Below are 12,607 nucleotides of genomic sequence, written 5' to 3' on the forward strand. Positions count from 1 at the left end.
CTGGACAGGAAGAAGAATATGACCGCAACCTATATCGTCGATTACCTGCGCAGCCCCTTTGCCCCCGCCTATCGAGGCGCGATTGCCGACGTTCGTCCCGATGACCTCGCCGCAGGTGTCATCAAGGCGCTGGTCAGCCGCTCCGGCATCGACGCAGCCGAAATCGAGGACGTGAACCTCGGCTGCGCCTTCCCCGAGGGCGAACAGGGCCTCAACATCGCCCGCTGCGCAGCGTTGATCGCGGGCCTGCCGCAATCGGTCGGCGGCTCCGTCGTTAACCGCTGGTGCGGTTCCTCCATGCAGGCGATCCAGATGGCGGCCGGCGCAATCGCGATGGGCGCGGGTGATGCCTTCATCGCCGGCGGCGTGGAAAGTATGAGCCGCGTACCGATGATGGGCTTCAACCCCATGCCGAACCAGGCCTGGAGTGATGCCCGGCGCATCGCCTTCCTCAATATGGGGCTGACGGCGGAAAATCTGGCCGACCGCTACGGCATCTCGCGCGAGGAACAGGACGCCTATTCGCTGGAGAGCCAAAGGAAGGCGCTCGTCGCCCGAGCCGATGGCCGCCTGGCTGCCGAAATCGCGCCGATCGGCGATGTTACCTTCGACGGTTGCCCGCGTGAAACGGACGCCGAGAAACTCGCCGGCCTCAAGACCGCCTTCAAGGCGGGCGGCTCGGTGACAGCAGGTAATTCCTCGCCGCTCACCGACGGCGCATCCGCAACGCTGGTCTGCTCGGAAGGCTTCGTGAAACGCCATAATCTTGCACCGCTCGCCCGCATCTCGGGCTATGCCATTTCCGGCTGCGCGCCTGAAATCATGGGAATTGGCCCCGTCGAGGCGAGCCGCAAGGCGCTGAAACGCGCCGGCATTTCCGCAGCCGACCTAGACGTGATCGAGATGAACGAGGCCTTCGCCGTGCAGGTGCTCTCCTGCTGCCGCGATCTCGACATCGACCCCACCCGCCTCAACCGTGACGGCGGCGCCATCGCGCTCGGCCATCCGCTGGGTGCGACGGGCGCCCGCCTCGTCGGCAAGGCCTCGCTGCTGTTGAAGCGCGACGGCGGACGCCATGCGCTCGCCACGCAATGCATCGGCGGCGGTCAGGGCATCGCCATGGTTCTGGAGGCGGCATAATCATGGCTGAAATCAGGAAAGCTGCCGTCATCGGCGCGGGCGTCATGGGTTCGGGCATCGCCGCCCATCTCGCCAACGCCGGGCTCGACGTGGTGCTGCTGGATGTGGAGAAGGCGTTCGCCGATGGCGGCGTTGCCCGCCAGTTAAAGGCGAATGGCTTCATGGACCCCATTTTCGCGCAGAGAATCCGCACCGGCTCTACCGGGGATCACCTCGCGCTGATCGCCGACGCCGACTGGATTATCGAGGCCGTGGCGGAAAAGCTGGAGATAAAGCAGACGCTCTATCGCGCCATCGACGGCGTGCGGAAGAAAAGCTCCATCGTCTCGTCCAACACCTCGACCATCCCGCTGCACTCTCTGGTCGAGGGGCTGCCGGAGAGCTTCACTGTCGACTTCCTCATCACCCACTTCTTCAATCCGCCGCGCGTCATGCGGCTCGTCGAACTTGTATCGGGCAAGGCGACCAGGCCTGAGGTAACCGCGACGATCCAGGACTTCGCGGATCGCGGCCTCGGCAAGAGCGTCGTTATCTGTAAGGACACACCCGGCTTCATCGGCAACCGCATCGGCAATTACTGGATGGTGGTGGCGCAAAACGAGGCGATTGAGCTTGGCCTCGATGTCGAGGAAGCCGACGCCATCATTGGCAAACCCTTTGGTATTCCCTCCACCGGCATCTTCGGGCTGCTGGATCTCGTCGGCATCGATCTCATGCCGACGATCCTGCGCAGCTTGCAGAACGCAACGTCGCCTGGCGACGCGGTGAAGGATTACGACGCCGAACCGGCGCTGATCGCCCGCATGATTGCTGAAAACCGCCTCGGCCGCAAAAGCGGCGCGGGCTTCGTACGGCTGTCTCCCGACCGTAAGTTTCGCGACGTGACCGATCTCAAGACCGGTGACTACCGGCCGCAGCGGGCGGTGTCCTCCGAAAGCCTGGATGCGTCCGGCGGCGATCCGCGCGCACTGATGGAACATGCGGGCCTCGGCGGTCGCTATGCCGCGGTGGTCATGGAGAAGACGCTCGCCTATGCCGCCTCCCTCGTGCCGGAGATTGCCGACACGCCGGACGCCGTGGACGAGGCGATGCGCACCGGCTACGGTTGGAAGCAGGGTCCTTTCGAACTGATCGACCGGTTTGGTGCTGGCTGGCTGAAGGCGCGGCTAGAAGCACGCGGTGTTGCCGTGCCCGCTTATCTCTCGCTCGCAACCCAAAACGGTGGCTTTTATTCGGTCGTCGGCGGCGAGCGCGCCAACCTCCTGCCTGACGGTCGCGTCGCGCCCATCGCCAAGGGTGACGGCGTATTACTTCTTTCCGATCTCAAACTTACCGGCAAGCCGGTGGAAGACTGGGGTGCGGCAAGCCTCTGGGATCTCGGCGACGGCGTTGCCTGCCTCGAATTCCGCACCAAAATGAATACCTACAGCCCCGCTTTGCTCGATGCCATCAGCAAGGCGGTGGAACGGACCGCCGGAGATTTCAAGGCGCTGGTCATCGGCAGCGATTCTCCCATGTTCAGCGCCGGCGCAGACCTGCGCATCCTCCTGGAAATCTTGGAAAAGGGTGACTACGAAGCGGCGAGCGCATTCATCGACCATGGTCACCGCTCCTTCAAGGCGGTTAAATACGCCCCCTTCCCGGTCGTCGGCGCAGCAGCAGGGCTGGCGCTCGGCGGCGGCTGTGAAATCCTGCTGCATTGCGATGCGATCCAGGCCCATGCGGAGCTTTCCATCGGCCTCGTCGAGACCCACATCGGTGTCGTACCGGGTTGGGGTGGCTGCAAGGAATTGATGCTGCGCTTCTCGGCTTCCACAGCCGCCCTGCGTGGACCGGTCGCACCCGCGATTGCCGCCTTCAATCTGATCGCACCCGGAACGGTATCGACCAGCGCCTTCGAGGCCCGCAACCTTGGCTACCTGAAAGTCACCGATGGCATCACCATGAACCGCAGCCGGCTGATTGCCGACGCCAAGGCGAAGGCTCTGGCCCTCGCTGAAACCTATGTCGCGCCGGAACCGCCAGTGATCACGATGTCCGGCCCGTCGGGTGCTTCGGCGATCCACAACATTATCGAAAACGAAGAACTCGCCGGCCGTGCCACCGTTCACGACGGCGTGGTCGGGCGCGCGCTTGCCAAGGTGCTGACCGGCGGTCCCTCCACCGATCCGCTGAAACCGCTAACGGAAGACGATGTGATCGCGCTGGAGCGCGAAGCCTTCATCGATCTGCTTGCAACACCCGCAACCGTCGACCGCGTCAGGCACATGCTGGCGACCGGCAAGCCGCTGCGCAACTGAACAAAGAGGCAAGGAACCCCATGGCTGGTTATACCCCTCCCATCGACGACATCTCCTTCCTGCTCGGCGAAGTCTTCGACTTCGACGCGCAGATGGCAGCCCTTCCCGGCTTTGAAGAGATCAATACGGAACTTGCAGCAAGCGCTCTCGAGGAAGGCGGCAAGTTCTGCGCCGAGGTCATCGAGCCGCTCAACCGTCCCGGCGACGAGGAAGGCTGCAGGCTGGAAAACGGGCTGGTAACAACGCCGAAAGGCGTCGCGTCCGCCTACAGGGCCTTCGTCGAGGCCGGCTGGTGCGGTCTGTCGGGCAATCCGGAATTCGGTGGACAGGGCCTGCCGCGCGTATTGCAGATCCTGCTCGACGAGATGCTGTCCTCCGCGAACCTGTCCTTCGGCCTGTTTCCGGGTCTGACCCGTGGAGCCGTCGAGGCCATTGCACACCATGCGAGCGACGAACTGAAGCAGAAATATCTGCCGAAGATGATTTCGGGCGAATGGACGGGCGCCATGGCGCTCACGGAATCCTCTGCCGGCACCGATCTCGGCCTGCTCACCACCCGCGCCGAGCCGGTCGGGGACGGCTCCTACGTCATCAGGGGCACCAAGATCTTCATCTCCTCCGGCGATCATGATTTCGGCGGCAACATTGTGCACCTGGTGCTCGCACGCCTGCCCGACGCGCCGAAGGGCGTAAAGGGCATCAGCCTGTTCCTGTCACCCAAATTCCTCGTCAAGGAAGACGGCTCGCTCGGAGACCGCAACCGTCTGTCAGTTGGCTCGCTGGAGCACAAGATGGGCATCCACGCCCAACCGACCTGCGTGATGAACTATGACGGCGCCACCGGCTGGCTGATCGGCGAGCCCGGCCGCGGCCTCAACGCCATGTTCACGATGATGAATGCCGAGCGCCTGTTCGTCGGCATCCAGGGCCTCGGCATCGGCGAAGCTGCCAACCAGAAGGCTGTCGCCTATGCCCGCGAGCGCCTCCAGGGCCGTTCCGCCGACGGCGCGCGTGGCCCCGTGGCGATTATCGAGCATGCCGACGTGCGCAAGATGCTCCTGACCGGCCGGTCGCTGACCGAGGCCGGCCGCGCGCTCGCCGTCTGGACCGCACTGCAGATGGACATCGCCGAGCGCCATCCCGACGAGGAAACCCGCCGCGGGGCGGATGGCCTCGTCGCGCTGTTGACGCCGGTGGTGAAGGCCGCCTTTACCGATTTCGGTTTTGAGATCGCCGTCCAGTCCCAGCAGGTCTTCGGCGGCCACGGCTATATCCGCGAATGGGGCATGGAGCAGTATGTGCGCGATGCCCGTATCGCCCAGATTTACGAAGGCACCAACGGCGTGCAGGCGATGGACCTCGTCGGCCGCAAACTACCGATGGAAAACGGCAATGTCGCGCGCCGTTTCTTTGCGCTGATACGCGACGATCTCTCGACAACGACGGGCTCGGCCGAACTCGAGGCCGTGAAGACATCTGTCGTCGAGGCTCTCGCCCGGCTCGAGAAACTGACGGAAGACCTGCTGGCCAAAGACGCCGACTCGGTGGAAACAGGAGCGAGCGCCACCGAATATCTGCGCTTCTTCGCGCTTGTGAGCTTCGGCTGGCTCTGGGTGCGCATGGCCGAAAAGGCCGAAGCCGATGCAACGACACCGCTGAAGCAGCGCAAGCTGGCGCTTGCCCGCTTCTTTGCTGCCCGATTGCTGCCGCAGACCACAGCGCTGGAGGCCGCCATCCGCACCGGTGCCGCCGGCATCATGGCGCTCGACGCCGACCTGTTCTGATTGAAATTTATCCTGGGAGGAGAGGACCATGCTTGGCATGATGATGAATGTACCGCTGCTCGTGTCGTCGATCCTGCGTCATGCAGCGACCTATCACGGCAGCACGGAGGTGGTTTCGAAGACGGTCGAAGGTCCTGTTCATCGTTATACCTATGCGGATCTTTCCAAGCGCAGCCAGAAGCTTGCCAATGGGCTGAAAAAGCTTGGCCTGCAGCATGGCGACCGGGTGGGCACGCTCGCCTGGAACGGCTATCGGCATATGGAGCTCTATTACGGCGTCTCGGGATCGGGCTTCGTGTGCCACACGATCAATCCGCGGCTCTTTCCTGAACAGATCGGCTATATCATCGAACATGCCGGCGACAGCGTGCTGTTTTCGGACCTCACCTTCCTGCCGATCCTCGAAGCGCTTGCCGACAGGCTGGCACCGCTGAAAGCCGTCGTCATCATGACAGACGAAGCCCATATGCCGAAGTCCGAGGTGCTGCCGAACCTCGTCTGTTACGAAACGCTGATCGCGCGGGAATCTGACCAATTCGAGTGGCCCGTATTCGATGAGAACACCGCATCCAGCCTATGCTACACCTCCGGCACCACGGGCGATCCCAAGGGCGTGCTCTACAGTCACCGCTCGACTATATTGCATGCCATGGCGGCCACCTTTGTCGACGTGCTTGGTCTCTCCGCCTCGGATACAGTCGTTCCCGTCGTGCCCATGTTCCATGTCAATGCCTGGAGCCTTCCCTATGCCGCGCCAATGGTCGGCGCGAAACTGGTCATGCCCGGTCCAAACCTCGACGGCGCGAGCCTTCATTCGTTGTTTGATAGCGAAGGCGTCACCTTCTCTGCCGGCGTGCCAACGGTATGGCTCGGCCTGCTCGACTGGATGGACGCCAAGGACCAGAAATTCTCTGCGCTGAAGCGCGTCGCCATCGGGGGGGCGGCTCCCCCGCCGATCATGATGGACCGTTTCCGGGACAAGGGTATCAAGGTGCGCCATGCCTGGGGCATGACGGAGACGAGCCCGGTCGGGCTAGCGGCAACGCTTCTGCCGAAGCATGCGGCGCTTTCGGCGGAAGAGAAATGCGTCCTCGAAGCCAAGCAGGGCCGCCCGTTATTTGGCATGGAGTTCCGCATCGAGGGCAGCGACGGCCAGCCTGTGGCGCACGACGGAAGGGCCTTCGGTTCCATGCTGGTGCGTGGCTCATGGGTCGCGGCCGGTTATTACAATACTGAAGAAAGCCCGGCGCACGCTGTCGAAGGCTGGTTCGATACCGGCGACGTCGTTACCATGGACGCGGACGGCTTCGTTCAGATCGTCGACCGCACCAAGGATGTCGTGAAATCCGGCGGCGAGTGGATCAGCTCGATCGAACTGGAAAACATCGCGCAGGCCCATCCGGCCGTCAAGGAAGCGGCCGTGGTCGCCGCCCCCGATCTCCGCTGGGGAGAGCGCCCCGTCCTTGTCGTCGCGGTGAAACCCGGGCAGACATTCACGCGCCAGGACATGCTCGACGTCTATACCGGCAAGATCTCCAAATGGAGCATTCCCGACGATGTCATCATCGTCGATGAACTACCGCATACCGCAACCGGCAAGTTGCTCAAGACCGCCATCCGCCAGATCGTGGCCGATCGGTGGGCACAGCGTATCCCTGACGACAGACGATAAAATCCGCCTCCGCATTCGTCCTTCGCTTTCCACAGACGAAATACGAAAATGCCCGCAGCATAGCTGCGGGCAAATCGGACTGCTTTTGGCGGAGCAGTCCTGTCGCTGACATAGTTTACCTGATGCCAACAGCGACGATTTAAACCGGAATCGAAGCAGATATGAAGGCGTGATACCGTATGGAGCGGTGTCAACCGGCATGAAAGAGGGCCTTTTTTCGGCTTCCCAAGACCCCTTCAGTGGCAGACTGCTTCTGTGCGATATCTGCTGTCATGCGACAATTCCCCTTGCGCGCCAGCCCATCAGAAGCCCTAAAAACAGGCTGGCAAAAGCAACGGCTGAGATGGCGATATGTCCGGCGAATAAAAAGCCCATTATTGCACCCGACGCTGAGAAGGTAGCGCCCAAAAATAGCATGTGTGTCCCTGGAGTCGTCCGCTGGTTTGCGATTTCTTCAGAGGTGTCGCGGGTATGATCAGTCTTCAAAAAACAAACCTCAATGATTGCGACCAGGCGCGCTTGTGGACATTCACCGGGCGACCCGCAGAAAATGAAGAGCCAGAAGGGAGCCGTGAAAAAGCGAGCGGGTTGAGAACTGGCTTGCCAGCTGGCGGTGTCAAGAGTGACGCGATTTGTGAGTAAATCACATGCCGTATAGTCTGCGGTGGAACACATATTACCTTCGGGTTCATTGACATTATCAATATGCGACTCTCGATTTTTCGATCTTCTTCAAAGAAAGAACTGAAACTGGACACAAACTATGGTGCCGTTGCGCCTGTTTTGAAGCAACAAAGGGTGCGATACTGTTTCAGGAACACGTTACGCCGATGCATGGGCTCTCAGCCGGTCCCACCTATTAGCCTGCCGCCTGAAGACGAAGGCCTTCCCTCATCGAGCGCGCGTCCTGCGGGAATGTGCGGGCGGCAAGGAATATGCCGATCGCGGTGATCGCTAGCGAGACGGGAACGAGTATGAACGCTCCGTGTAGACCAGCGGCCTTGAACTGCCCGGTCATTTCGGTCGCTCCCGCGGTCAGCATGGCCGCCTCAGCATAGCGATCGGAGAAATAGCCGACGACCATCGGGCCGAATGCACCACCAAGCAGGTAAAGCGCGGCGAAGAACAACGCCATCGCCGTTGCGCGTAACTGCGGTTCCACGACGTCCTGGATGGCCGGATAAAGGCAGATGTAATAGAAATATTGCAGCAGCCAGCCGATGGTGAACAGCGCGATGAATGCTCCAGCCTGACCCGATCCGAGTTGCAGAGCCGCCCATGTGGCTGCCGCCGCGATCGCGAGGCTCGTCGCGCCCAGCATCAAGCGCCCCCGTTCGGAGCGCCGGTGCGCGCGGTCCGCGATCCAGCCGCCAGCGACCAGCCCGATCAATCCGCTGATACCAACGATTACGCCGGTCGAAACCGCAGCACTTTGCAACGACAGGCCGAAGAAGCGCTGCATCAGCGGAACCATGAACGAATTTGTGGCGTATGCGGAGAAGTTCGCGGCGATGCCGGCAAGGATAATCCACCACATCGTCCTGATGCGCATGACTTTGGCGATTGGATTGGTGACAGGTGCATTGCTGACTTTGACCGTCTCAGCCGCGCCTCGCTCCGGCTCCCGGATCATGAACATGAAGATCGCGATGACAAGGCCGGGAACCATGGCGATCACGAAAGGCGCGCGCCATGAGTCGAACGCCTTCACCATTGCTCCCACGGTAAAGAAGGCGAGCAGAAGCCCGAGCGGCAGCCCAAGCATGAAGACGCCTGTTGCGCGGGATCGCTTGTCGGCGGGAAACAGGTCGCCGATCATCGAATTTGCCGCCGGCGCATAGCTGGCTTCGCCGACGCCGACACCGATGCGAGTGAGCAGGAAGGTGAAAAACCCGGTGGCTGCGGCGCTCAGCGCGGTGAAGCCAGACCACACGATCAGGCCCCAGCCCATGATCTTCTTGCGAGGACCCGTGTCGGCAAGCCGGCCAAGCGGCAGGCCCGCGACGGCGTAAACGACGGTGAAGGCGGCGGCAATGACGCCGAGCTGCAGATCGGTCAGACCCCATTCCAACCGCATCGGCTCCATGAGGATGGAGGGGACCGCCCGGTCGAAGAAATTGAAAAGGTTCGCAAGGAAAAGCACAATGAGGACTTTCCACGCATTTGGCGCTTGCTTGGCTTGAGCCATGATGCCTCTCTTTCTCGTCGCTCAACTCTTCAGGTCTTTACCGAGCTCGCAGCATAAGTCTGTCCAGGGACGAGGCCGTCTTTGAAAGGGGACAAATTTTGCCACGAAGCCACTTACGCGGCATCTAACCCATTTTTGACGCGAACGGAGGCGTGATACCGTTCGAAGAACTGTTACGCCGATGAGCTAGTTTCAACCTGGGCCTCTCCCACCGGGTTGGCTTGTTCCCATGTTCCTGAACCTAGCAAAACGGATTCATCTTTTTAGAAACTGTTCCCGCACCGTGGCGCAGCTTGGCCGTGTGGCACTCTCGATCGCCGCCAGAGACCGGGTCAGCATCGCATCGATGGCGGCATAATCGACACCGGGCAGATTTTTGGGGTCGTCATCATCGTCCCCTTCCCTTCCGGATCGTTGGCGACCGTAGGCCGAATGACGCCGGTCGTCTTCGCCTCACCCGCGCCAGTCGACGCGATCTCGGATGTCTCCGGCAGAAGGTTGTGCTGATAAAATATTCAAAGGTACTTATTCCGACATAGAGGTTACGCGCGGAAAATGTACGTGTTGTTCCAAAGGCCCATGTAGACTGTGTGAAGCCGAAGCCCTGAAAGAGCGTGGCCAGGAACTGGAGGAATTGTACTTTCAAAGGCTATCTAGGGGATATTAGTGTTTCGAATCGAGCGCGGTGAAACGCGCGGCGCGACATGCGCGAACGCTACGGCGAATGGAACTCTGTCTATGTCCGTTTCCGACGGTGGGCTGAGCAAGGCGTCTGGGACGCTCTGCTTGAGACCCTTGTTGAACTTGGCTTAACCGACGACTGGCAGCATATGATCGACAGCACGACCGTTCGGGGTCATTCGCAGGCTGCTGGCGCAAAAGGGGGACTGATACGGAGGCTTTTGGTCGATTCACGCGGCGGCTTTACGACAAAAATCCACGCCCGAGCAGACGGTCAGGGACGCCCTCTCGGCTTTGTCCTGAGCGGCGGTCAGGCATCAGATTACAAGGCCGTTCCCCAACTTCTTGCTATTCCCGTCAGCAGACCGCGCAAAATGCTGGCGGACAAGGGATATGATGCAGATGCAATTCGCGAAGAACTCCTGTTGCATGGCACTCGTCCTGTCATCCCATCGCGCTCGACGCGGAAGCGCTCACCGCTGCGGCACGAAACATCCTTTATAGCAGCATGATCCCTGTGATCTCAAAAGCTGGACGATGCAACGCTTTTGTAGCGTGACCACATCTTTTCTGTCCGCAAAGCAAATTGCACAGCGTAAAATTTTGTAAAGAAATTTGCGGGCAACACTTGACCGAAATTTCCTTTGCAGTAATCTGATAATCAGCAAATAATATTGCAGGACGATCAATGTCATTTTTAGAACGCATCAAGACACACTCGTCGAAACTCACAGATTCCGATCAGAAACTGATTGCGATGTTGCTCGAGCGTCGGGCCGAGGCAGCATTTCTGTCGGGTCCGCAGCTTGCGCAGCGTGCCCATGTTCATGAAGCCGCAGCGACGCGGCTGGCGCAAAAGCTCGGGTTCAAGGGGTTTCCTGAACTGCGATCACAATTGCAGAAGGAGGTTTTAGAGGGGCAGGATGCCGCAGATAGAATGCGTCGTTCTGTCTCCAAAGTGGAGCACGGTGCGTTCCTGACGGATCTCATCCATGCCGAGATTTCTGCTTTGGAAACCTTGTCGCTATCGGTAACGCAGGCGGATATCGACAAGGCGGCGGACATGATCTTCTCCGGGCGAAGGATTTTTGTGTTCAGTCAGGGCCATGCGCTGTCGGTCGCCACGTTTCTTCAGCGTCGGCTCGACCGTTTCGGGGCAACGACGACTGAGCTGACAGGGCGTGGTCGCGACATTGCCGAGCGTATGGTGAGCATGGAGGCTGGGGACGTCGTGGTCGCGCTGGCATTCCGCAAGCAGCCGCAGAGCTACGCGCCTCTTCTGCACCATGCAAAAGCAGTCGGCGCAAGCACGATATTGATATCGGATCTCGCCGGCGCCGCGATGGATCCGCAGGCCGACCTCACTCTCGTAGCACCTCGCGGTCGCTCGGGAAGCGAATTCCAGACGCCCACCGTGCCTTTCGCCATTGTGAACGGCATCGTGTTGACCATAGCCGGCCGCCATGAACGGGAGATCATCGCCAGGCTGGAAAAACTGTCGGAGCTGTTCGACCAGTTCGACTAGCGCAACGGCTCTAAAGTAACTTTTTGATTCAATGGCTTAGATAATTGTCTGCGCGTCTGAACGGACGCGCGGCGTTCTAGAATTTGTCAGGGGACCGTGGGAGCGGTTTTCTCGAAAGGGCAAAAGAATCTGAACAGACTTCAGGGGAGGAGAAGGAAATGGGAGGAAACATCATGAACAGGGTTTTGACAGCGTTATGTCTTGCCGGCCTGTTTGCCGTGCCAGCAATCGGCCAGACCAGCGATCTCGACAAGATGACACCCGAGCAACTGCTGCCGCTGGCACAGAAGGAGGGTAGCGTCACGGTCTTTTCGCTCTCCAGCCGCATCGCCAGGGTCGAGAAAGCCTTCGAGGCAAAATATCCGGGGGTCGATTTCATCGGCCTGGATATGAGTTCGACCAAGCAGATCGCGCGTCTGGAAGCCGAACAGCAGGCCGGCGTTCATGCCGTCGACGTGCTTTACCTTGCCGATACGCCCGTCGTGTTCACCAAACTGCTTTCGAAAGGTGCGGTGACGAATTATCTGCCGCCAAGGGTTGCCGGGCAGATAAACGATAACAACAAAGCGCCGCTTCTGGCACACCGACTTTCCACCAAGGTATTGATGTATAATGAAAAAGCCTATCCGAAAGGCTCACCGGTCACCAATCTCTGGCAGCTTACCCTGCCGGAATGGCGTGGAAAAGTGCTGATGGTCGATCCGTCGCAGCGCGGCGAACTGCTTGATCTTTTAACCGAGATCACGCTGCATCCCGACGAGATGGCTGCGGCATACAAGACCCAGTTCGGCAAGGAGATCGAAGTCGAGGCGAAGCTTCAAGGCGCGGGAGAACAGTTCGTCAAGGATTTGTTTGAAAACGACCTGATCCTCGTCCCCAACAGCGATGTCCTCAACAAGTCGATTGGCGATGTCAATGCCAAGGCTCCCCCGGTCGCCTTCGGCACCTATTCGGACCGGCGCGACAACAAGAAGGAGGGCTGGGCGCTGCAGGTCGCCAACGATGTCGAGCCTGCAAACGGCATCCTGTTCCCGGCAGTGCTGGCCCTTGCCAATAAGGCCCCGCATCCGGCGGCGGCGCGGCTGGCGATCGACTTCATGTTTGGCGACGACAGCCCGACGGGCGGCGCGGCATACGAACCTTTCGACGTGCCCGGCGACTATGCCACACGCGAGACCATTCGCGACAATCCCGACTCCGTCAAACTCGAAGAGCTCGAGGCATGGACGATCAACCCCGAGAAGACGGCCGCCGCGCGCAACCGCGTCGCCGATTTGATCATCACCTTGCAGTAACCCCGCCGACCGACACTAGCTT

Annotated in this window: 8 protein-coding genes and 1 pseudogene; 7 read left to right on the plus strand and 2 right to left on the minus strand. The window is 60.4% G+C overall.

From position 1 onward, the window contains the following. Nucleotides 1-18 precede the first annotated feature (18 nt). Genes ACQZ5G_RS17385 through ACQZ5G_RS17400 form a run of 4 tightly spaced genes read left to right on the plus strand, consistent with a single transcriptional unit; the run spans nucleotide 19 to nucleotide 6,896 of the window. Entirely contained in the window at nucleotides 19-1,140 is a 1,122-nt protein-coding gene (locus ACQZ5G_RS17385) for a thiolase family protein (protein WP_448738417.1), read from the plus strand. Between the two features lie 2 nt (nucleotides 1,141-1,142). Further along, nucleotides 1,143-3,440: a 3-hydroxyacyl-CoA dehydrogenase/enoyl-CoA hydratase family protein gene (locus tag ACQZ5G_RS17390; RefSeq protein WP_448738418.1), complete on the plus strand. Its 2,298-nt coding sequence runs from the start codon at nucleotides 1,143-1,145 to the stop codon at nucleotides 3,438-3,440. A 20-nt stretch (nucleotides 3,441-3,460) separates the two neighbouring features. Next, nucleotides 3,461-5,224 (plus strand): acyl-CoA dehydrogenase C-terminal domain-containing protein, encoded by a 1,764-nt coding sequence (locus tag ACQZ5G_RS17395; RefSeq protein ID WP_448738419.1) that lies wholly within the window; start codon nucleotides 3,461-3,463, stop codon nucleotides 5,222-5,224. Between the two features lie 28 nt (nucleotides 5,225-5,252). Continuing rightward, nucleotides 5,253-6,896, plus strand: coding sequence for a long-chain-fatty-acid--CoA ligase (locus tag ACQZ5G_RS17400; RefSeq protein ID WP_448738420.1), 1,644 nt, complete (start codon nucleotides 5,253-5,255; stop codon nucleotides 6,894-6,896). Nucleotides 6,897-7,166: 270 nt separating this feature from the next. Here ACQZ5G_RS17400 and ACQZ5G_RS17405 read toward each other — a convergent pair whose 3' ends face one another. Both ACQZ5G_RS17405 and ACQZ5G_RS17410 read right to left on the minus strand, forming a co-directional pair. Next, the gene (locus ACQZ5G_RS17405; protein ID WP_448738421.1) at nucleotides 7,167-7,571 is read right to left on the minus strand and encodes a hypothetical protein; all 405 of its coding nucleotides are present in this window, start codon (nucleotides 7,569-7,571) and stop codon (nucleotides 7,167-7,169) included. Between the two features lie 184 nt (nucleotides 7,572-7,755). Next, nucleotides 7,756-9,084 carry a spinster family MFS transporter gene (locus ACQZ5G_RS17410; RefSeq protein ID WP_448738422.1) on the minus strand — a complete coding sequence of 443 codons (1,329 nt, stop codon included), beginning with the start codon at nucleotides 9,082-9,084 and terminating at the stop codon, nucleotides 7,756-7,758. A gap of 698 nt (nucleotides 9,085-9,782) precedes the next feature. Here ACQZ5G_RS17410 and ACQZ5G_RS17415 point away from each other — a divergent pair. The 3 genes and pseudogenes from ACQZ5G_RS17415 to ACQZ5G_RS17425 form a co-directional block, all read left to right on the plus strand. Beyond that, nucleotides 9,783-10,241: pseudogene (locus ACQZ5G_RS17415) on the plus strand (IS5 family transposase); the annotation flags it as partial. Nucleotides 10,242-10,453: 212 nt separating this feature from the next. After that, nucleotides 10,454-11,290 carry a MurR/RpiR family transcriptional regulator gene (locus tag ACQZ5G_RS17420; protein ID WP_448738423.1) on the plus strand — a complete coding sequence of 279 codons (837 nt, stop codon included), beginning with the start codon at nucleotides 10,454-10,456 and terminating at the stop codon, nucleotides 11,288-11,290. Between the two features lie 173 nt (nucleotides 11,291-11,463). Beyond that, nucleotides 11,464-12,585, plus strand: coding sequence for an ABC transporter substrate-binding protein (locus ACQZ5G_RS17425; RefSeq protein WP_448738424.1), 1,122 nt, complete (start codon nucleotides 11,464-11,466; stop codon nucleotides 12,583-12,585). Nucleotides 12,586-12,607 lie beyond the last annotated feature (22 nt).

The organism is Agrobacterium sp. 22-214-1, assembly GCF_053522465.1.